Source organism: Sphingopyxis sp., from assembly GCF_035565275.1.
Taxonomy (GTDB): domain Bacteria; phylum Pseudomonadota; class Alphaproteobacteria; order Sphingomonadales; family Sphingomonadaceae; genus Sphingopyxis.
This window is the reverse complement of the sequence record NZ_DATMST010000193.1, coordinates 1-21,718: the sequence shown is the minus strand read 5'-3', so window position 1 is coordinate 21,718 and position 21,718 is coordinate 1. Positions and strand designations below refer to the sequence as shown.

At 66.6% G+C, this 21,718-nt stretch carries 17 protein-coding genes; 11 read left to right on the top strand and 6 right to left on the bottom strand.

What is annotated here, in order from left to right; genetic code table 11:
• Positions 1-83 precede the first annotated feature (83 nt).
• Both VN047_RS13825 and VN047_RS13820 read left to right on the top strand, forming a co-directional pair.
• A complete protein-coding gene (locus VN047_RS13825) occupies positions 84-1,097 on the top strand; it encodes a D-cysteine desulfhydrase (protein WP_325543616.1) in 1,014 nt (337 codons plus the stop codon).
• Positions 1,094-1,798, top strand: a complete 705-nt coding sequence (locus VN047_RS13820; RefSeq protein WP_325543614.1) for an aspartate/glutamate racemase family protein — start codon at positions 1,094-1,096, stop codon at positions 1,796-1,798. Before VN047_RS13825 ends, VN047_RS13820 begins: the two co-directional genes overlap by 4 nt.
• Here the strand turns inward: VN047_RS13820 and VN047_RS13815 are convergent.
• Genes VN047_RS13815 through VN047_RS13795 form a run of 5 tightly spaced genes read right to left on the bottom strand, consistent with a single transcriptional unit; the run spans position 1,773 to position 7,485 of the window.
• A complete protein-coding gene (locus tag VN047_RS13815) occupies positions 1,773-2,774 on the bottom strand; it encodes a dipeptide epimerase (RefSeq protein ID WP_325543612.1) in 1,002 nt (333 codons plus the stop codon). The genes VN047_RS13820 and VN047_RS13815 overlap by 26 nt on opposite strands.
• Entirely contained in the window at positions 2,771-4,171 is a 1,401-nt protein-coding gene (locus VN047_RS13810; protein ID WP_325543610.1) for a serine hydrolase domain-containing protein, read from the bottom strand. The genes VN047_RS13815 and VN047_RS13810 overlap by 4 nt, the downstream gene beginning before the upstream one ends.
• Positions 4,171-5,352 carry an acetyl-CoA C-acyltransferase gene (locus VN047_RS13805; RefSeq protein WP_325543631.1) on the bottom strand — a complete coding sequence of 394 codons (1,182 nt, stop codon included), beginning with the start codon at positions 5,350-5,352 and terminating at the stop codon, positions 4,171-4,173. Before VN047_RS13805 ends, VN047_RS13810 begins: the two co-directional genes overlap by 1 nt.
• Positions 5,353-5,405: 53 nt before the next feature.
• Positions 5,406-6,524, bottom strand: coding sequence for an aminotransferase class I/II-fold pyridoxal phosphate-dependent enzyme (locus tag VN047_RS13800; protein WP_325543608.1), 1,119 nt, complete (start codon positions 6,522-6,524; stop codon positions 5,406-5,408).
• A gap of 4 nt (positions 6,525-6,528) precedes the next feature.
• On the bottom strand, positions 6,529-7,485 hold the full coding sequence (locus VN047_RS13795; RefSeq protein ID WP_325543606.1) for a hypothetical protein: 957 nt from the start codon (positions 7,483-7,485) through the stop codon (positions 6,529-6,531).
• A gap of 97 nt (positions 7,486-7,582) precedes the next feature.
• On the opposite strand from VN047_RS13795, the gene VN047_RS13790 reads away from it, so the two are divergent.
• The 6 genes from VN047_RS13790 to VN047_RS13765 all read left to right on the top strand — a co-directional run bounded on the left by VN047_RS13790 (position 7,583) and on the right by VN047_RS13765 (position 15,079).
• Positions 7,583-8,878 carry an aspartate aminotransferase family protein gene (locus VN047_RS13790; protein WP_325543604.1) on the top strand — a complete coding sequence of 432 codons (1,296 nt, stop codon included), beginning with the start codon at positions 7,583-7,585 and terminating at the stop codon, positions 8,876-8,878.
• Positions 8,879-8,920: 42 nt separating this feature from the next.
• The gene (locus VN047_RS13785; RefSeq protein ID WP_325543602.1) at positions 8,921-10,519 is read left to right on the top strand and encodes an AMP-binding protein; all 1,599 of its coding nucleotides are present in this window, start codon (positions 8,921-8,923) and stop codon (positions 10,517-10,519) included.
• Positions 10,520-10,542: 23 nt separating this feature from the next.
• Entirely contained in the window at positions 10,543-11,853 is a 1,311-nt protein-coding gene (locus tag VN047_RS13780) for an aspartate aminotransferase family protein (protein WP_325543600.1), read from the top strand.
• Positions 11,850-12,980, top strand: coding sequence for a P1 family peptidase (locus VN047_RS13775; RefSeq protein WP_325543598.1), 1,131 nt, complete (start codon positions 11,850-11,852; stop codon positions 12,978-12,980). The genes VN047_RS13780 and VN047_RS13775 overlap by 4 nt, the downstream gene beginning before the upstream one ends.
• 49 nt (positions 12,981-13,029) lie before the next feature.
• A complete protein-coding gene (locus VN047_RS13770) occupies positions 13,030-14,247 on the top strand; it encodes an SGNH/GDSL hydrolase family protein (protein WP_325543596.1) in 1,218 nt (405 codons plus the stop codon).
• Positions 14,248-14,434: 187 nt separating this feature from the next.
• Positions 14,435-15,079, top strand: a complete 645-nt coding sequence (locus VN047_RS13765) for a TetR/AcrR family transcriptional regulator (RefSeq protein ID WP_325543594.1) — start codon at positions 14,435-14,437, stop codon at positions 15,077-15,079.
• Between the two features lie 47 nt (positions 15,080-15,126).
• On the opposite strand, the gene VN047_RS13760 is transcribed toward VN047_RS13765, so the two are convergent.
• Entirely contained in the window at positions 15,127-17,472 is a 2,346-nt protein-coding gene (locus VN047_RS13760; protein WP_325543593.1) for a TonB-dependent receptor domain-containing protein, read from the bottom strand.
• Positions 17,473-17,744: 272 nt separating this feature from the next.
• On the opposite strand from VN047_RS13760, the gene VN047_RS13755 reads away from it, so the two are divergent.
• The 3 genes from VN047_RS13755 to glcF are packed head-to-tail and all read left to right on the top strand — an operon-like array spanning position 17,745 to position 21,689.
• Positions 17,745-19,238 (top strand): FAD-linked oxidase C-terminal domain-containing protein, encoded by a 1,494-nt coding sequence (locus VN047_RS13755; RefSeq protein ID WP_325543591.1) that lies wholly within the window; start codon positions 17,745-17,747, stop codon positions 19,236-19,238.
• 2 nt (positions 19,239-19,240) lie between these two features.
• On the top strand, positions 19,241-20,398 hold the full coding sequence (locus VN047_RS13750) for an FAD-binding protein (RefSeq protein WP_325543589.1): 1,158 nt from the start codon (positions 19,241-19,243) through the stop codon (positions 20,396-20,398).
• Positions 20,388-21,689 (top strand): glycolate oxidase subunit GlcF, encoded by a 1,302-nt coding sequence (glcF, locus tag VN047_RS13745; RefSeq protein ID WP_325543587.1) that lies wholly within the window; start codon positions 20,388-20,390, stop codon positions 21,687-21,689. Before VN047_RS13750 ends, glcF begins: the two co-directional genes overlap by 11 nt.
• Positions 21,690-21,718: the final 29 nt, after the last annotated feature.

Here is a 21,718-nt window from a genome sequence, read left to right as displayed (position 1 = left end):
ACATTGTTTATATCGTAGCACCCGGATCAAGACTGTCAATTCTGTCCATGCGCATTCCCGCCATGGCTGTCCTGGAGCAAATTATGCAACTTTCCCGATTTCCCCGCGTCCGCCTCGGGCATCTGTCGACGCCGCTCGAACCGATGGATCGACTCACGAAACTGCTCGGCGGACCACGGCTGTGGATCAAGCGCGACGACTGCACCGGTCTTTCGACCGGCGGCAACAAGACGCGCAAGCTCGAATTCCTGATGGGCGAGGCCCTGGCCCAGGGCGCCGACACCATCATTTCGCAGGGCGCCACCCAGTCGAACCATGTGCGCCAGACCGCCGCCGCCGCCGCAAAGCTCGGCCTCGGCTGCCATATCCTGCTCGAGGACCGGACCGGCAAGACCGATGGCGCCTACCGGCTGAACGGCAATGTCCTGCTCGATCAGCTCCATGGCGCGACGATCTCCGAGCGCCCCGGCGGCGCCGACATGAATGCCGAGATGGAAGCGCTTGCGAGCCGGCTTCGCGCCGATGGCGCGCGCCCCTATATCATTCCCGGCGGGGGCTCGAACGCGGTGGGTGCCCTCGGCTATGCCAATGCCGCGCTCGAGATCCTCGCGCAGGTGGTCGCGATGGATATCGAGATCCATCATATCGTCCATGGCACGGGCAGCGCCGGAACCCAGGCGGGCCTCGTCACCGGTCTTGCCGCCCTCAATAGCGGCATCCCCGTGCTCGGGATCGGCGTCCGCGCGCCGCGCGAGAAGCAGGAAGAATCGGTCTTCGCGCTTTGCGGCAAGACGGCCGATCTTCTCGGCCTTCCCGGCGCCGTGAAGCGCGAGCAAGTCGTCGCCAATTGCGATTATATCGGCGAAGGCTATGGCCTTCCCGCGCCGGGCACGATCGCGGCGATCAAGCTGCTCGCCGAGCAGGAGGGCATCCTCCTCGATCCCGTCTATTCGGGCAAAGCGATGGCGGGGCTGATCGACCTCGTCGGCAAGGGACGGTTCGCAAAGGACGAGAATATCGTCTTCCTCCACACCGGCGGTTCGGCGGCGCTCTTCGGCTATCCCGACGCTTTCGACCTTCCGGGCTATATCGCGTGACACGCACGGTCGGCGTCATCGGCGGCATGGGGCCGCGGGCGGCGGTCGCTTTCCAGCAGATGCTGCTGGACGCGACCCCGGCCGCGGACGACGACGGCCATATCCACGTCATCACCGACAATAATCCGCAGGTGCCGTCGCGGATACGCGCGCTGATCGACGGCGATGGCGCGGATCCGGCCCCCGAGTTGCAGCGCATGGCGCGCTGCCTCGAAGATGCCGGGGCCGACTTCCTCGTCATGCCCTGCAATACGGCGCATCACTATCATTCCCGCATCATGGAGGCGGTGGCGATACCGCTTCTCGACATGGTCGGGATCGCCGCGCGGTCGATGCACGCGCTCCCCGGCTCTCCCGCCCGCATCGGCCTCCTCGCATCGCCCGCGGTCCGGCTCACAGGTCTCTACGAGGCGCCGCTCGCCGGATGCGGCCTGACCGCCATCCATCCCGAGGGCGCCGATGCGCAGGCCCTCCTCGACGTCATCCGGTCGGTCAAGGCCGAAGGGCGCTCGCCGGAGGCCGAGGCCGCCTATGCCCGGCTCGCGGGCGCGCTCGCATCGTCATGCGATGCGCTTCTCGTCGCCTGCACCGAACTTTCGATGCTCGCACCGCCCGCGCCGGGGATCCCGATCCGCGATTCGCTCGTCCTGCTCGCCGGGGAGGCCGTCGCCCGCGCTATGGGCGGCCCCACCGGCGGCTGAGCGACCAGTCGAGGCTCGATCCGTCATAGGCGAGCTCCTCGGCCTCGCGGCCGGCAAGGAACAGCGGCGCGTCAAGATCGCAAAAGTCGCAAAGCTGCGCGACGAGGAAGGCCGGAGCGATGCCGAGCGTCGTAGCATTGGTGCACCCGACCATCAGCCCGAAGCCGCGCGCCTTCGCCGCACGCGCGAGTTCGAGCGCCTCGGTCAGGCCGCCGCTCTTGTCGAGCTTGATGTTGATGAAGGCATAGCGGCCCGCCAATTCGTCAAGCGACGCGCGGGTATGGCAGCTTTCATCGGCGCAAAGCGGTATCCCGAAATCGCGATCGTCCAGCACGGCGTCATCCGCAGCGCGCAGCGGCTGTTCGATCAGCCGGACCCCGAGGTCGCGCGCGACGGGCGCCATCTCCTCGAGCTGGCGGAGCGTCCAGCCCTCGTTCGCGTCGACGACGAGGGTCGCGCCCGGAGCCGCGCCGCGGATCGCCTCGAGCCGCGCCCGATCCTCGTCATAATGGCCGAGCTTGATCTTGATCAGCGGCCTATCGCGCTCGCGCGCGGCAATCCGCGCGGCTTCGGCGGGAGACTTCAGCGGGATCGTGTAGGCGGTGACGATCTTGCCCAGCGGGGCGAGACCGGCGATCCCGGCGGCGTCGCAGCCGCTTTGCTTCGCCTCGAGATCCCAAAGCGCCGCATCGAGCGCGTTGCGCGCGCCGCCGGGCGGGAGAATATCGAGCAGCCCGGCACGGCTGATTCCGCCCTTGAGGAGCGGCAGCACCGAGGCGATTTGCGACAGGGCATTGGGAATCGAGTCGCCATAATGTTCCATCGGCTTCGCCTCGCCCCGGCCGACCTGCGCGCCGTTGATCGCCTCGACGCGAATGACGTCGGCGTGGGTCTGGACCCCGCGCGCGATCGCGCGCGGTTCCTCGAGCGGCAGATGCAATTCCCGGGCGTCGATCCGTTCGATCTCGAGCTTCATGATGTCCCCCGTCTTTTCGCGCGCATGATTTCGGTCGTCCCGCCGACATAGGCGACGATCTCGACGACGCGGCCGTCGGCGTCGCGGACGAGTTCGCTCTCGAACGGCGAATTGCGATTGAACATGCGTCCGCGGTCGTCGAGCAGCACATCCTGAACGCCTGCCCGCATGCCCGGAATCTCGCTCCGGAGCCGCCCGTCGCTCACGAACATCCGGAGCAGCGGCATTTCCACGCCGCTCACAATATCGAAATCGCCTGTGTACAGGGCGAAATCCGACGGCGGGATGGTCATGATGCGTTTCGGCGGCTGCAGAAAGCCCGGCCAGCCGTAGAGATCGGCGATCCCGTTGAACACTTCCCAGTAAAAGATGAGGCCCGATTCGGAGTTGGTCATCACGACCGCGCCCTTGCCGCTCCCCTCGTAAAGGAAGCTCTCGCACTGATAACCGGGGTTCGACCCGCCATGGCCGAAACGCCGTTCGTCTCCTTCGCCGACCAGCGACCAGCCGAGGCCGAATTCATTCGTTCCCTCGCGGCGCATCATCTCCCGCGCGAGCTCGCCGCCAAGCAGATCGGGCCGCCCCCCGCGCGCCGCGTCGCGCGCGGCAATGAGGAAGCGCGCATAGTCGCTTGCCGTCGTCCAGATACCGCCCGCCGCGAGGCTCGCGGTCGAGCTGTAGCGATAGGGAATGACCTCGCCATTCTCGTAGCCCACCGCGGCATTCGCCTGCAGCGCCCCGGGCAAGGGGCGCGCGAAGGTCGACCGCGTCATGCCGAGCGGTTCGAAAATTTCTTCCTGCGCGACCTCGGCAAAAGACTTCCCCGTCGCTTCCTCGATCATCAGCTGGACGATCGTCGTGCCGCCGCCCGAATAGCGCGCATCGCCGCCAGGAAGCTTGTCGACCCGGACGGGCTCGTTGCGCGCCGGCGCGCGTCCCTCCAATATGTCGTGGACCGTCGGCATTTCATGCGGTCCGAATGTCCCGCCAAAGCCATGGACGGTCGTTCCGGCCCGGTGACCGAGCAACATGCGCAGCGTCACGGGAACCTCGCGCGTCAGCGCGTTTTCGGGGAGCTTCCAGCTCGTCAGCTGGCCGTTGATATCCTCGTCGAGACGCAGCAGCCCCCGTTCGACGAGGCGGAGCGCGATCATCGCGGTCACCGGCTTGCTGATCGAAGCGCCGGCGAACAGCGTGTCGGCGTCGACCGCCGCGCCCCCCGGTTCGATGCGGCCATAGCCCGCCGCCCAGGCGAGCTCGCCATTCTCGATCACCGCGACGCTCACGCCCGGACAGTCATAAGCGGCGAGGCGATCGTCGATCGCATAGCGCAGATCCTCGCCCTCGACCCGGACAACCGGAAGCAGGTGCTGCGCGAGACGCTCGGCGGGCCCCATCAGGCGACCTCGAACAGGCCGGCGGCGCCCATGCCGCCACCGACGCACATGGTGATCACGACATAGCGGACGCCGCGGCGTTTTCCTTCGATCAGCGCATGGCCGACGAGCCGAGCGCCGCTCATGCCATAGGGGTGGCCGATCGAAATCGCGCCGCCGTTCACATTGAGCCGCTCGTCGGGGATCCCGAGCCGGTCACGGCACGGCAGCACTTGCGCCGCGAAAGCCTCGTTGAGTTCCCAGAGGCCGATATCGTCGACCTTGAGCCCGTGCCGTTCGAGCAGGCGCGGGACCGCGAAGATCGGGCCGATTCCCATTTCCTCGGGGTCGCAGCCCGCGACGGCGATGCCGCGGTAGATACCGAGCGGCTGCAGCCCGCGCCGCTCCGCCGACTTCGCGTTCATGAGGACGCACGCCGACGAGCCGTCCGATAGCTGGCTCGCATTCCCGGCTGTCACCGTCCCGCCCTCGCGCACCGGCGCGAGCGAGGCGAGCCCCTCGAGCGTCGTGCCCGGGCGATTTCCCTCGTCGGCGTCGAGCGTGACCGACACCTTGCTTGTCTCGCCGCTTTGCTTGTCGGTGCGGAGCATTTCGACCGTCACCGGCACGATTTCGTCGGCGAAGCGCCCCGCGGCCTGCGCCGCCGCGGTGCGCTGCTGGCTCTGCAGCGCGTAGGCGTCCTGCGCCTCGCGGCCGATACCGTAGCGCTCCGCGACGAGTTCGGCGGTCTCGAGCATCGGCATGCCGATATGCGGGGCGGCCGCGGTGACGTTCGTGTCTTCGGCGCGGTGAAAATTCATATGCTTGGTCTGGACAAGGCTGATCGAATCGAGACCGCCCGCGACCACCACTTCCATGCCGTCGTCGGCAACCTGCTTTGCGCCGGTCGCGATCGCCATCAGGCCTGACGAGCATTGCCGGTCGAGCGTCATCCCCGAAACCGAGGTGCCGAAGCCGCTGGCGAGTCCGATCTGGCGGGCGATGTTGAAGAATTGCGCGCCCTGCTGAAGCGCGGCGCCCATGATGATGTCCTCGATTTCCGCCGGATCGACCCCCGCGCGCCGCACGGCTTCGCGGACCGAAAGCGCGCCGAGGGTCGCGGCACCGGTGTCGTTGAAGGCCCCGCGATAGGCGCGTCCGATCGGGGTGCGGGCGGTCGATACGATTACGACGTCATTCACAGCCATATTCCTCTCTTATCCTGTTATTTCTCTGGTTTGAAACGCGCGGGCAGCTAGAGCGTCGCGAACAGCCGATCGAGCCGGGCCAGCCCCTCCTCGAGCACATGGGGCTCGCCGCCGGTTCCGATTCGGAGATGGCCGTCCATTCCGAACCATTCCCCCGCGACCACGAAGACGCTCTCGCGTTCGCGCGCAATGCGGCTGAGTTCGGCCGAACCGATCGGCCAGTCGTAGCGGACGAACGCCATGCCGCCGGCATCGGGTCGCCGATAGGAAAGGCGTCCGTTCCAGCGCCCGATCCACGCCTCGATGATGTGCAGATTGGCGGCGATGATCGAGCGCGTGCGCGACAGGATCCGCGCGCGCCCTTGGGGCTCGAGCAGCCGCGCGGCGACGAACTGGTTCATCGGCCCCGTTCCGATCGTGGTATAGTCCTGCCGTTCCATCAGCTCGGCGACGAGCGCTTCGGGCGCCACCGTCCAGCCGAGCCGCAGCCCCGCATGCGCGAGCGACTTCGAGGTGCTCGACGTGACGACGATGCGGTCGCCGAGGCCGTAAAAGGTCGGCGTCTCGGGGCGGTCGTCGAGTTCGGAACCGCGGTAGATTTCATCCGAAACGATCCAGGCGCCCGCCTTGTCGGCAAGCGCGACGATGCGCCGCATTTCCTCCTCGCGCATCACGGTTCCGGTCGGATTGTTCGGATTCACGAGCGCGAGGATACGGACCTTGCCGTCGGCGAGCGCCGCTTCGAGCGCGTCGAAATCGAGCTCCCATCCCGCGTCGGTCAGACGGTAGGAAAAGGGCCGCACCTCATGACCGAAGGCCGCCGCGAGCCCCGAAAACTGCATGAAATTGGGGAGCATCATCGCGATCGCATCGCCCGGGCGCATCAGCGTCCAATAGGTGATGAAATTCGCCTCGGCGGTGCCGGCGGTGACAAGGACATTGTCCGCACCGGCGCCGGGATACCAGGTCGCGATCGCGTCGCGAAGCTCGGGAGTTCCCTCGGTATAATTATAGCCAAGCCGGATATCGAGCAGCGCGGCGCGCTGTTCGGGCGTCAGGAGCTCGGCGAGCGTCAGCGGTTCGACGCCGCTCTCGGTGAGGTTGATCTCGACCTCATTCTCGTAAAGCGACTGGTTGCGTTCGAGCTGGAATGTTTCAAAGGCCATCGTCTCAATCCTGTTGGTGCTGAAGAGCGGAAACCACGGCCTTGGCAATCGCGGCGTCCTGCACCGCGACGCCGGTCAGATCGGCAATGGTGATCTGGTCGGGCGCGGTCCGGCCATGCGCGCGCCCGGCAATGACATCGCCAAGCTCGACGAGCGTCGCCGCCTCGGACAAACGCCGGAATTCGCCGCGCTCGCGGCATTGCGCGATGCTGTCGGCGACGCGAAGGTCGGCGCGTTCGATCAGCGCGTCCGACAGCTCGGCCTTGTGATCGCCGTCGGCGCCGACCGCGGTGATATGCGTGCCGGGCATGATGTCGCAATCGTCGAGGAGCGGCACGGCCGAAGGCGTCGTCGTCACGATCAGCCGGCACTGCGCGGCAAGCGCGGCCGGCGACTCCGCGACGACGGCCGAATATCCCATCTGGCGCGCGCGCTCCGCAAGCGCTTCGGCGGCGTCGGCGCGCCGCGCCCATATCAGCGCCGACCGGCAGCCGGTCACCGGGAGCAGATGGCGAAGCTGCTGCTCGGCCTGGATCCCGGCACCGAGGATACCGATGCACAGGGGATCGGCGGGCGCGAGATATTTGGCCGCGACCGCGCCCGCGCCCCCGGTCCGCTCGTCGGTGAGCATCCCGTCGTCGAGCAATATCGCCGACAGACCGCCCGTTCGCGCATCGAAGAGGAGCGACAGGCCCGAACTCGAAGGCAGCCCGAGGCGGCCATTGTCGTAAAAACCGCTCGCGACCTTCACGACGAAATGCGCGTCGCCCGCGATATGGCCGGCCTTGACATGCACATCGCCCGGCGGGTCGCTGAAGAGCAGTTCGCCGACGGCCGCCAGCTGCGCCCCGCCGGCCGACAGCGCGGCGAAAGCGGGCTCGAGCGCCGCGACCATGTCGATGCGCGGCAGAACCGCGGCAATCGCCTTCCGGTCGAAAATATCGCCCTTGCCTGCCGCCATATCCCCCTGCCCGCAATGTCGTTGACTGGAGAACATCGTATATATACAACGTTCATATTATGCAACAGGCAGCCGCCTTCGAACCAAAGGGAGTGAAATGAGCGCATTATGGATGCCCTTCACCGCGAACCGCGCTTTCGCCGCGTCGCCCCGAATCCTCGCTGAAGCCGAAGGAATCTTCTATCGCGACACCGCCGGCCGCGAGATACTCGATGCGGTCGCGGGGCTCTGGTGCGTCAACGCCGGGCACGGCCGCCAGGAGATCGCCGACGCGGTCTCGCGGCAGCTTCTCACGCTCGACTATGCGCCCGCGTTCCAGATGGGAAATCCCTATACGGTCGCCGCTGCCGAGCGGCTGACCGATATCCTGCCCGACGGCATCGATACGGTCTTCTTCACCAACTCGGGATCCGAGTCGGTCGACACCGCGCTCAAGATCGCGCGCGCCTATCATGCCGCCCGCGGCGAGCCGCAGCGCAACCGCCTCGTCGGCCGCAACCGCGGCTATCACGGCGTCAACTTCGGCGGCCTCTCGGTCGGCGGCATCGCGCGCAACAAGGAACAGTTCGGCCCGCTCCTCGCCGAGGTCGACCATCTCGTCGACACGCACGACCCCGAGCGCAATCTTTACAGCCGGGGCCAGCCCGAGTTCGGCGCCGAGCGGGCCGACGACCTGCTGCGGCTGATCGAGGCGCATGGCGCGAACAGCATCGCCGCGGTGATCGTCGAACCCGTCGCGGGGTCGACCGGCGTTCTGATTCCGCCCAAAGCCTATCTCGAACGCCTCCGCGCCATCTGTTCGGCGCATGGCATTCTCCTCATCTTCGACGAGGTGATCACCGGTTTCGGGCGGCTGGGCGCCCCGTTCGCGGCCCAGCGCTACGGGGTCACGCCCGACCTCATGACGATGGCGAAGGGCCTGACGAACGGGGTCGTGCCGATGGGCGCGGTCGTCATGGCGGGGTCGATCCGCGACGCGATCTTCGCCGGCGCGCCCGACGGCATCGAACTGTTCCACGGCTATACCTATTCGGGGCATCCGGTCGCGGCGGCGGCGATGCTGGCGACGCTCGACATTTACGAGCGCGAGCAGCTTTTCGCCCACGCCGCGGCGATCGCTCCCTATTGGGCCGACACGCTTCACGCGCTGCGCGGCGAACCCCATGTGATCGACATCCGCACCGACGGCCTTGTCGCCGGAATCGAACTCGAGCCCGGGCCGCGCGGCCCGGGCACACGCGGGTTCGCCATATTCGAAGACTGCTTCGCGCGCGGCCTGCTGACACGCGTGACGGGCGACATCCTCGCGCTTTCGCCGCCGCTCATCGTCGAACGCGGCCACATCGACCGGGCCGCCGAGACGCTGCGCGCGGCGCTCCGCGCCGCAGACTGATCGCCGAAGAGAAAAGAACAGAAAGAGAGAGAGGAGCTCGCCATGTCGGCACCCACCAGCATCCGCCCCGGAAAGCTTCATCCCTTTACCGGGCAGGACATTCCCTGGCTTCTCGAGGCGCGCGCCGCCGCGCATCCCGACAAGGTCTTCCTGATCGCGGCGCCTTTCGACCGCGAAGCGGAAAGCTGGACCTACGGCCGCTTCCATGGCGCCGTGACGCGCCTCGCGGGCGGCCTCGCCGCGCGCGGGGTGCGCAAGGGCGATTTCGTCCTCCTCCACATGGGCAATTGTGCCGAATTCCTGCTCGCCTGGCACGCCTGCGCCTGGCTCGGAGCCATCGTCGTGACGACCAACATTCGGTCCGCGCGCGACGAGCTCGCTTATTATGCCGCGAATTGCGGTGCGCGCTTCGCCATCACCCAGCCGGCGTTCGAGCCGCTGCTGCGCGAGGCCGCCAGCGGGATCGAGCAAATTGCGGTCATCGCGCATGATCCCGGCGAGACGGCGGCGGCTCCGCGCAGCGACGCCGCGATCCGGTTCGAAAGCCTTCTCGAAGGGACTCCGGTCTCGCGGCGCCCGCCCGAACCGATGGCGTTCGGAAGCGTCCAATATACATCGGGAACGACCGCCCGGCCGAAGGGGGTCGTGTGGACGCACGCCAATGCCTTGTGGGGCGCGCGGACGAACGCGATCGCCTGCGGCATCGGCCCCGACGACATCGGCCACAGCTGCCTTCCGCTCTTCCACACCAACGCGCTTTGCTATTCACATCTCGCGACGCTCTGGGCCGGCGCGACCCTCGTGGTCCAGCCGCGCTTCTCGGCGACCCGCTATTGGCCGTGCCTTGTCGAACATGGCTGCACTTGGGGCGTACAGATCCCCTTCATGCTGAAGGCGCTGTTCGGCCAGCCGATACCGGCGCGGCACAGCGTCACGCGCTGGGGCCTCGGCGCCTTCAATCCGGGCATCGTCATCGAGACTTTCGGCATCCCGTGCATCGGCTGGTTCGGGATGACCGAAACCGTCGGCCTGCCGCTCGTCACCGTCACCGGCCTTCCCGGGCGCGAGATGAGCATGGGTACCGTGGCGCCGGGTTACGAGGTCGAGGTGCGAAGCGAGGACGGCGGCCTCGCCGGATTTGGCGAGAGCGGCATGCTCTGGCTGCGCGGGATCGCGGGTCTCTCGCTTTTCGCCGAATATCTGAACAATCCCGAGGCGACCGCTGCCTCCTTCGATTCCGAAGGCTGGTTCGAGACGGGCGACCGCGTCACCGCTTTTGCCGACGGCCATGTGCGTTTCGAAGGCCGCGAGCGGGATATGCTGCGCGTCGGCGCCGAAAATGTCGCCGAGGCCGAGATCGAGCGCGTCCTGATGGGCGCCGGCGGCATCGTCGAGGTAGCGGTCGTCGGCAAGCCCGATCCGATGCTCGACGAGGTGCCCGTCGCCTTCGTGCTTCCGATCGATCCGGGCAGCGACCCGAGCGAGCATCTGCTGGCGAGCTGCCGTGCGCAGCTCGCCGACTTCAAGGTCCCGCGTGAGATCCATGTCGTGGACGATTTCCCGCGGGTGACGCTGGGCAAGATCGACAAGAAGCTGCTGCGGGCGAGGCTCAAGGCGGAAACAGGGGAGAAAGAAGGATGACGGTCCATACCGAAGGAGGGCTTTTGTCCTCCGCACTTTACAAGCGCGCGCTTGAAGTGATGCCGGGGGGTAACTCGCGGCACACCATCTTCTTCCCGCCCCACCCGCTCTATGCCGCGCGCGCCGCGGGCGCGCGCGTCTGGGATGTCGACGGGGTCGAGCGGATCGACTGCATCAACAATTATTCGTCGCTGATCCACGGCCATAATCATCCCGAGATCGTCGCGGCGATCCGCGAACAGGCAGGGCTCGTCACCTCGATCGCGATGCCGACCGAGCGCGAGATCGAGCTTGCCGAAATCGTCTGCGAGCGGCTTCCGGGGGTCGAGCGCATCCGTTTCGCCAACTCGGGGACCGAGGGCGTGATGTTCGCGATCAAGGCGGCGCGCGCTTTCACGGGCCGCCCGAAGATCGCGAAGATCGAAGGCGCCTATCATGGCAGCGACGGGACCGCGGGGATCAGCGTGTCGCCCGATCCGGCCCAATGGGGCGATCCCGACGCGCCGGCGAGCGTGGCGCCCGCGGGAACCGGGCCCGGCACCGCGGCCGATACGGTCATTCTGCCGATGAACCGGGTCGAGGCGGCACGGGCGATCCTGCGCGCGCACGGCGACACGCTTGCGGGTGTGATCGTCGACCCGATGGTCAAGAATCTCGGCTATGCCGCCGCAACGCCCGAATATCTCGCGATGCTGCGCGAGGAAACGCGGTCGCTCGGCGCGCTCCTCATCTTCGACGAGGTCTATAGCCTGCGGCTCGGCTTCCACGGCGCGCAGGGCGCGACCGGGGTCATCCCCGACCTCACGGCGATGGGAAAGATCATCGGCGGCGGTCTTCCGATCGGCGCGGTGGGCGGCAAGGCCGGGATCATGGACGAGTTGTTCGATCCGCGCGGCTCGGCGAAGCTCGCGCATGGCGGAACCTTCAACGCCAATCCGCTGACGATGGCGGCGGGCGTCGCGGCGATGCGGCTTTTCGACGAGCCCGCCTTCGACCGTCTTTCGGCGCTCGGTGAGCGGCTGCGTTCCGGGCTTCGGCAGGCACTGACGATCGCCGGCGTCTCCGGCATGGTCGGGGGCGCCACGTCGATGATCAGCCTTTTCCATCTCGAGGCCGAGATTGCGACCTACCGTGATGTCGCCGCGGCCATGGGAGGATATCCCGACGCCGGCATCAGGGCCGAACTTTTCTTCCGCGAAATGCTCGAGCGCGGATTCATCATCGCGCCGCAGGGCTTTATCGTCCTGTCCACCGCGATGACCGAAACCGACATCGACCGCCTCATCGAAGAAAGTCTCGCCGCACTTCGCACGATCAAGGAGAAAACTGCATGAGCACGCCGCATTACCACACTCCCGGAGGCAAGCTGCGCGCACGCGGTGCAGGCGTTCCCTTCGTCGGCACGCCCGGGCCGTGGAACGCGATTACTGATGTGCCCGGCATCGAAGTCGGCTATTGCACGCTGATCGAGGGATCGGGCCCGCTCGTCGTCGGACAGGGGCCCGTGCGCACCGGCATCACTGCCATCTTTCCGCACGGCCGCGAACGCGCCAACGCCGGTGCCTATGCCGGCTGGTTCAGCATGAGCGGAAACGGCGAAATGTCGGGCACGGCCTTCATCGACGAACGCGGGCGTTTCGACGGGCCGATCACGATCACCAACACGCACAGCTGCGGTCTCGCGCGCGACGTGACCGCGAAATGGCTGTTCTCGCGGCTACGCCCGGGCGAGAAGAATGATCAGCCCTTCTGGTTGCCGGTCGCCGCCGAAACCCACGACGGCCCGCTGAACGACGTCAACGGCCATCATGTCCGCGAAGAGCATGTCATCGCCGCGTTCGAGGATGCGCGGAGCGGACCGATCGAGGAAGGCAGCGTCGGCGGCGGCACCGGCATGCGCTGCTACGAGTTCAAGGGGGGCTCGGGAACGGCGTCGCGCGCGGTCGAGTTCGACGGCAAGACCTATACAGTCGGAGCGTTCGTCCAGTCGAACTTCGGCAAGCGCCGCCTCTTCACGCTCGCCGGTCTGCCGATCGGCCTCGAGATACCGACCGGCACCGAGGAAGCCCCCGACGACGGTTCGATCATCGGCATCGTCGCGACCGATGCCCCGATGATGCCGCACCAGCTCCGCCGCGTGGCGCGCCGGGCGGCCTTCGGTATCGCCCGCTCGGGCGGCGTCGCATCGAATGAATCGGGCGATCTGTTTCTCGCCTTTTCGACCGCCAACAGCGACGCGGTCGAACAGCATGAGGGGATCGTCAACGCCGCCTATGTCGGCGAGCAAGGCATGACGCCCTTCTACGAGGCGGCGATCGAGGCGACCCACGAAGCGATCATGAACAGCATTTTCGGCAACGAGACGATGGTCGGGCGCGACGATTATGCCTGCCCGGGGCTGCCGGTCGCGAAGGTGCAGGCCATCCTCGCGCGCCACGGGCTGCTGGTACCCACCGATTGAGCCGGCGCGCCGGGTCGGCCACCACTCTCCAGACTGGAAGGATCGCAGATTGCGCTGGATAAAAGGCATCGGGCCGCTGATCGCCGCCCTGGCCGTTCTGGCCGCCAGCCCGGCGGACGCGAAATCGACCGAGCGCTGGATCGGAAGCTGGGGGGCATCTCCCACCGATCTGGCCGGCGCGGTCGCAAACCCGGCGGCATTTCCGATCTATGATGCGACCATTCGGACGCATGTCCGCCTGTCGGCAGGGGGATCCGCCGTCCGGCTTCGCCTGTCGAACGAACTTGGCAGCGTCCCGCTCCGCCTGGGTTCGGTCCGCGTCGCCCTGTTTCGCGATGGAAAGATCGTTCCGGGCACCGATCGCCCGGTGACCTTTGGTGGAACGGGAACCGCCATGATCGCCGCGGGCGCTGCGCTGGTCAGCGATGCGGTGGCCTTGCCGGTGGAAGGTCTCGCCGAGCTTGCGATCAGCATCTATGTCCCCGGGCCGGTTCCCCATGTCACCGCACATGGATTTGGCCACAACTGGACCTGGATGTCGGCAAGGAACGAAACCGACAAGCCCGAACTGACCGCGCCGCTGCCGAGTTCCATTCGCTATATCGTCAGCGGCGTCGAGGTCGCCTCGGCTTCGCCGCGCGCGGGAACGATCGTGGTACTTGGCGATTCGATCACCGACGGCGCGGCCTCGACATTTAACGCCAACCGGCGATGGCCGGACATATTGGCAGAACGCCTGCAGGCGGCCGGCATGACCGATATCGGCATCGTCAACGAGGGGATCGGCGGCAATCGCCTGCTGAGCAGCGGCGCCGGAATCTCCGCGCCGGGACGGCTCGATCGCGACGTCTTCTCGCAGCCCAATGTACGCGGCCTCGTCCTTTTTGTCGGCATCAACGATATCGGCATGCCGGTTTCCGCAAAGCAGCAAGTCCCGTCGCCAAGCGACATGATTTCCGCCTATACGCAAATCGCGCAACGGGTCCGCGCGAAGGGAATCCGTTTGTTCGCCGTCACCCTGCTCCCCTATGGAAAGGCCGGTCCGAACTATCATTCGGCCGAAGGCGACGGGATTCGCAAAGCGGTGAATGCCTGGATGCGAACCACGCCGCTGTTCGACGGGGTGATCGATCTCGACCGGCTCGCGGCCGATCCGGAAAAGCCCTCGCAGCTGGCGCCGCTCTTCGACAGCGGCGACGGCGTCCACCCGTCGGATGCCGGCTATGCGGCGATCGCCCGCGCGATCGATCTGAACTTGCTGAAATAGGGCCCGCTCCGCGGCCGGCGCGCAGGAGCGCAAAGCGGCGTTGGGCGGGACGCGATGTAAAAAGGTCTCGAGCAGCCGGCCGGCATCCCGAAAGCCGCCCGGCCGCAAGCGGATATACTGTTCATGGCAGTCGACTGACCGGCGTTTCTCCATTAGGAACGACCGAAGTTTGAAAGGATGCCGGACCGTGGGAGAAGCTGCTGGCGCGACGCGCGCCTATCACAAGGGTAATGTCGCGGACGATTTGATTGCGGCCGCACGCAAGATACTGAAAACCGAGCGCTTCGAGGATGTATCGGTTCGCCGGCTCGCGCGCGAGGTCGGCGTCACGCCGGGGAATTTCTATAATCATTTCGCCAGCCTCGATCAGCTGTTCCTCGACATTGCCGCCGACGCATTCGACACGCGCAGGCGGGCGCAGGCCAAGCTGATCAAGAAGGCCGACAACCGCATCGACGCGCTCGTCGCAACAACGCTCGATTTCGTTGAATTCGCGATCCGCGAGAAACAATTGTTCCGCATCATGTTCGGCCAGGTGCCCGGCAGCTTTACGCACGACCGCTTCCGGCAGGCAAGCGATGCCGCTTTCGCCCAGCTTGTCGAATTCGTCTATCGCGAACCGCGCTATGTGCCGGGCGACCGCGCACTCAGCCATGCCCGACTACCAGTGGGCTATGGCCTTTTCTGCCTGATGTACGGGCTCGCACGCAACATTAGCGAAAACCAGATCGAATTCTCCGACGGCGACGGCGGCAGTGTTACCCAGTTCGTCGAGGATGTGGTGCGCAGCTTCGTCGACGGAACAGCGGTTGCCGAGCTTCGCGAGGGCTGATCCAAGGTGAAGGGCAGGAGCAGATGCTCCCGCCCGCCCCCCCGCTTCTAAAAGGTAAAGGAAACCTCCGCGCCATAGGTCCGGCCGCGCGAGAGCGACTGCAGGCCATTGCCGAAGATGAATTCGACCACACGGTCATTGAACAGGTTGTTGACATATCCGACGACGCGTACGTCGCCGAACTTGAAGCCGGCGGTGAGATCGAGCTTGCTGAGATTCTCGTAGTCGATCTGGTCCAGCAGGACGCCGCCGAACTCGAGCCGCCAATTGGCATTGGCCACGAAGTTCACACGATTCGATACGGGAACCTCCGCAGCGATCCGGCCATTCAGCGTCCATTCCCGCGAGAAAGGAATGAGACTGCCCTTCACCGAGACACCGTTCGACGCTCCGCCGGTGAACTTGGCGTCGAGATGGCCGACGCTGACCGCGACATCGAGCCCGTTGGCGACCCGTGCGAACAGTTCCGCTTCCTGCCCCCAGGTGCGCGCGTCGCCGACATTGGCGAGATAGGAGAAGCCGAACTGCGGCGGCGCGATCGGATCGTTCTGCGAGAGAACGAGATTGCTTTGCGTCATGTAGAAGAAGGCGAGGTTCAAACCGAGCTTGCCATTCATCCACAAGCCCTTGAAACCGAGCTCATAGTTGCTCGCATCTTCCTGGTCATAGGGAACGAACTGGGGCGTCGTCGATGTGGTGTTGAAGCCGCCTGGCCGGAAACCGGTCGAATAATTGGCATAAAGATTGACCGAGGGACTGGCCTGGTACCGGATATTCAGGCTCGGCGCCCAATTGTCGAAGGTCCTGCGTACCTTGAGCGAATAAGCCGGCAGCACGTTCGCAAACAGAGCCGAGAGATAGGCATCCGAAAGCGGATCGACGGCCAGGCCGCTTTGATCATAATCGAGCTTCTTGATGTCGTGTGTGTAGCGCAGCCCGCCGGTCACGCTGAGCGCGTCGCCGATGTCGTAAGTCAGTTCGGCAAAGGCGGAGAAGGCCTCGGTATTGATCTGCGAGCCGAGCGACGGCAGCCCGCCCTGCCCCGAGCGCACCCCGATTGCCGGAAAGGGACTGGTGACGAAGGCCACGCTCGGCCCGCCCGGAATCGTCTGGCAGGTCGGGTCGCCGGGCGTGAAGGAGCCGCCGAGCAAGGCCCCGCAGGCAATCGTCGCGTTGACCGGGTCGGCCAGCGCATCGAAATCCATCGTCGTCGTGATGATGCGCGAGAAATCGAAGCGCTCGCGAAAATAGGACGCGCCCGCGATCCAGCCCAGCGGGCCGTCGCCGTTCGACGACCAGAGCGCTTCGACATAGCCGTTCTTGATGCCCTCGGCGCGGTCGAGCCGCTGGCGGAGCGCGAGCGGGGCGTCGGTCGGCGCAATGGCGGTGCCGTCCTGGTCGTCGGTGCCGGTCAGCTTGTAGTTGCGGTAGGCGGCGAGCAGGCTGAACCGGCCGATGTCGCTGTCATAGTTGATCGTCTGCGACAGATAATAGGTCCGCGACCGGCTGTGGGACGGCGTGTCGCGGGCGATCGTGCGCGGGGTTTCGGGCGCGCTCGTTACGAGGAAATTGGTGACACCGTCAGGCGCGAAGCTTCGCGTCGCCGGCCCGCTGCCACGCGAATATTCGCCCGACCAGAGGATTTCGAGATCATCGCCCGGCGCGTAACGCGCGCTGAGCCGGACCCCGCTGCTGCGGCTCTTGTCGACCTCCTGATCAAGGGTGACGTTGTAGAATTCACCCTTGTTCTGGTCGAAAAACCAACCCGCCGCGCGAAGCGCGAAATCGTCGCTCACGGGAAGATTGATGGCGCCTTCGAGTTCGGCGCGCTGATAGCGGCCGTATCGGGCCGACGCATAGCCGCCGAGCTTGTCCTTCGGCATCGCGTAGACGACATTGACCGCGCCCCCGACCGCGCTTCGGCCATAGAGGCCGCCCTGCGGACCGCGAAGGACTTCGACGCGCTCGACGTCGACCATCGGGCCGAGGTTGCTGCGCTGGCCGCCATTGAAAATGCCGTTGCGGTAGAGGCCGAAATTGGGTTCGGCCTGTACGTCCGACTGACGGATGCCGCGGATATTGATGTAGGTGTTGAAGTTCGACGGGTCGCTCTGGATGACCGCATTGGGGGTCAGCGCGATGATCGACTGGATGTCCGATACGCCGCTGTCGCGCAGCGTCTGGCCGCTGACCGCCGTGACGGTGGAGGGCGTTTCGAAGAGCGTCTCGTCGCGGCGGCGCGCGGTGACGACGATCGTTTCGTCGTAGGCGGATGCCGCCGGCGGCGACACGCCGCCCTCCCCCGATTCCTGTGCCCCGGCGGGCACCGACAAAATCGCACCGGCGGCCAAGCCCGTGAGAAGAAGCGTCTTTTTACCGAAAGTCACACGCATCAAAATTCCCCCTAATAGCGGCTCCAAGGATGCTCTCTCTCCATGTGAACGATGATTATATTTTTGCACTTTAATGTCAACACCGTTCATATTATGAAAAGACGCATGACCCGCCCTCGCCTCGCTGATGCGCTTGCTGCTTGCGTCCCCCTGTTCCCGTCGGACGGACCCGCCGCCGATTCGCCGACCTCGCCCGATTGCAAACCGGATTGCCGTGGCGGCGTAGCATTGCCGGGCCGGCTGGCGCGACGAAAAGCACATGGCCGCCGCTCATGACCTTGCGCATGCCGATGCCGGACGAGGGCGCGATCGCGCGCCGCGACGAGATCGCCCGCGCAATGCGTGCGATCGTCCCGGGAGACGGGGTCATCGACGATGCCGACGGACTGCGCGTCTATGAGACCGACGGGCTGACAGCCTACCGCCAGCCGCCGCTCATCGCCGTGCTGCCCGAAACGAGCGCGCAAGTGGCGCAGATCGCCGCCTGGTGCCACGCAAATCGGATCAAGATCGTCCCCCGCGGGTCGGGAACATCGCTGTCGGGCGGCGCCCTGCCGCTCGCCGACGGCCTGCTTCTCGTCCTCGCGCGGATGAACAGGGTCCTCCATGTCGATTATGACGACCGGATCGCGGTGGTCCAGCCGGGCGTCACCAATCTTGCGGTCACCGACGCGGTGAGCGAACGCGGCTTCTATTATGCGCCCGATCCATCGAGCCAGATCGCCTGCTCGATCGGCGGCAATGTCGCCGAGAACAGCGGCGGCGTGCACTGCCTCAAATATGGGCTGACCGCGAACAATGTGCTCGGCGCGGAACTCGTGCTGATCGACGGCACGATCATAAGGCTCGGCGGACGCCACCTCGATCCCGGCGGGCTCGATCTGCTCGGGGTTGTCCTCGGTTCCGAAGGCCTGCTCGGCATCGTCACCGAAGTGACGGTGCGCATCCTGCCGCGCCCCGAAACCGCCCGCGCGCTCCTCATCGGCTTCCCGGGCGCCGAAGCCGCCGGAGCCTGTGTCGCCGCGGTCATCGGGGCCGGGATCATCCCGGCGGGGATGGAAATGATGGACCGCGCGGCCATTCACGCCGCCGAAGCCTTTGTCGGCGCCGGCTACCCGCTCGACGCCGAAGCGCTTCTCATCGTCGAACTCGACGGCGTCGCCGCCGAATGCCGGCATCTCGCCGAGCGGGTGTCGGCGATCGCGAAGGAAAATGGCGCGCAGAGCCTGCGCGTTTCGCAAAGCGAGGAGGAAAGGCTGGCCTTCTGGGCGGGCCGCAAGGCCGCCTTCCCCGCGGTCGGCCGCCTCGCGCCCGATTATTATTGCATGGACGGCAGCATTCCGCGCCGGCGCTTGCCCGAAGTGCTGTCGCGGATGGCCGCGCTTTCCCGTCACTATAATCTCGACGTCGCCAATGTCTTCCACGCCGGTGACGGCAATCTCCATCCGCTCATCCTCTACGATGCCAACGAGCCGGGCGAGCTCGAACGCGCCGAGGCGTTCGGTGCCGACATCCTGCGCCTGTGCGTCGAGGTCGGCGGCGCTCTCACCGGCGAACATGGTGTCGGGGTCGAGAAGCGCGACCTTATGCCGGTGATGTTCAGCGGGACCGACCTTGCGCACCAGCAGCGCGTCAAATGCGCCTTCGATCCCGACCTTCTTCTCAATCCCGGCAAGATGTTCCCCGTGCTTCACCGCTGCGCCGAGCTCGGGAGGATGCATGTGCACCGCGGCCAGCTTCCCTTCCCCGACCTCCCGCGTTTCTGACCATGACCGCATCCCCCTCTCCCGCTTCCGCCGATGATCTTTGCGACCTGTTCCGCGCGGGCGCCGCTGCCGGCGAAGCGGTCGAACTGGTCGGCGGCGCCAGCAAGCGCGCGATCGGGAACCCGGCCAGAACAACCCGCCGGATCGATCTCTCGGCATTTCGCCATGTCATCGACTATGATCCGGCCGAGCTGCTGCTGACGGTTGGCGCAGCGGCCCCCCTCGCGGATGTCGAACGCCTTCTCGCCAGCGAAGGGCAGATGCTCGCATTCGAGCCGTTCGATCATGGCGCGCTGTCCGGCGGGGCCGGAGGTACAACGATCGGAGGCATCATCGGGGCCGCCGTCTCGGGTCCGCGACGGCTTTCCGCCGGAGCGGTACGCGATCATATGCTCGCTTTCGAGGCCGTGTCCGGGCGGGGCGAACGCTTCAAGGGCGGCGCCGCGGTGATGAAGAATGTCACCGGTTACGATCTTCCCAAACTCATGACGGGAAGCTGGGGACAGCTTGCGGCCCTGACCTCGGTAACGCTGAAGGTGGTGCCCCGGCCCGAAGTCGAGGCGACATTGCTCTTCCGGATCGCCGAGGATCGCGCTGCGGTTGAGGCGATGGCGGCGGCCATGGGATCGCCGGCCGAGGTGAGCGGGGCGGCGCATTTGCCCGAAGACGGCATCACCGCGCTGCGCCTCGAGGGTTTCGCCCCTTCGGTCGCGGCGCGATCGCGGATGCTGCGCGGCCTTCTCGGCCCCGCCGATGCGATCGAAGGCGAGGAGAGCCATGCCCTGTGGCGCCGCATCCGCGAGGCAGCACCGCTTGCCGGTGAAGACATTCTTTGGCGCGCCTGCGTCGCGCCGTCGGCAGGCCCGGCACTCGGCGAAGCGCTGAGAGCAATCGGCGGGCGCCATTTCTACGATTGGGCGGGCGGGCTCGTCTGGCTGTCGCTTCCTCGCGACGCCGATCAGGCTCCGGTCCGTGAGCATGCCGGCAGGCTCGGAGGGCAGGCGATGCTGACCCGCGCGCCGGATGACCTGCGACGCCGCCTTCCCGCGCTGCACCCGTCTCATCCCGATGTCGCCGCGCTCACGCGGCGCGTGAAGACGGCGTTCGACCCCGCCGCCATTCTCGACCCCGCTCGCTGGGAGGCGCCCGATGCGGACTGATTTTACGGCGGAACGGCTCGCCGATCCCGATGTCGCCGCCTCCGAAGCCGTGATCCGCAATTGCGTGCGCTGCGGTTTCTGTACCGCCACCTGCCCGACCTATGTGCTGCTCGGCGACGAGCGCGATTCGCCGCGCGGACGCATCTATCTGATCAAGGACATGCTCGAACGCGGCGGAACCCCGCCGGCGGCGGCCGTGAAGCATGTCGACCGGTGCCTCGGCTGCCTCGCCTGCACGACGACCTGCCCCGCCGACGTCGATTACCGGCGGCTCATCGATCACGCCCGCGCGTGGATTGCACGCTCCTACACGCGGCCGTGGATCGATCGTGCGATCCGCCGGGTGCTGGCATCGATCCTGCCACATCCCGCGCGTTTCCGATGCGCGATCGGCGCGGCGGCGCTCGGGCGCCCGTTCGTACCGCTGCTGAAACGCATTCGGCAGCTTGCCCCGGTCGTCGCCATGCTCGAGCTCGCACCGCGCCGCCTGCCCGCGCCCGCAGCAACCATCTCGACGCAAGGCTCCAAAGGTCGTGTTCTGCTCCTCCAGGGCTGTGCCGAGCCGGTCCTCCGGCCCGACATCCGCGCGGCGACAAGCCGCCTTCTGCACCGCGCGGGATATGGCGTCCATTTCGCCCCGGGCGAGGGCTGCTGCGGCGCCCTCGTGCATCATCTCGGGCAGGAGCAGGCGGCTATCGCAGCCGCGCGGCGCAATATCGACGCATGGACGCCGGCGCTCGAGGACGGGTGTGCCGCGATCATCGTCACGGCATCGGGATGCGGCAGCACCGTCAAGGATTACGGGCATCTGCTGCGCGACGACCCCGTCTATGCATCGCGGGCCAGGTGCGCGGCGGCTCTGGCGATGGATGTCAGCGAATTTCTCTCGAAAATTACGCTTCCGCCCGCGAAGGCGCAGCATCTCACGGTCGCCTATCATGCCGCCTGCTCGCTCCAGCACGGGCAGAAGGCGGGCGCGCTCCCCGCCGCCCTGCTCGGCGATGCGGGTTTCAGCGTCCGGACCCCGGCCGAGGCGCATCTGTGCTGCGGATCCGCCGGGACCTATAATATCCTGCAGCCGGCGATCGCGCGGCAGCTCGGCGATCGCAAGGTTCAGCAAATCGAGGCGCTGCGCCCCGACGTCATTGCGACGACCAATATCGGATGCGCTGTCCAGATCGCCGGCGGGACCGACATTCCCGTCGTGCATGTGGTCGAACTGCTCGACTGGGCCACGGGCGGCCCGAAGCCGGGCGCCCTCGCCGCGCATAGCGCGAACGCGCCCGCATGATGCAGCCCCGCCCTTCGCCCGGCCCGCAG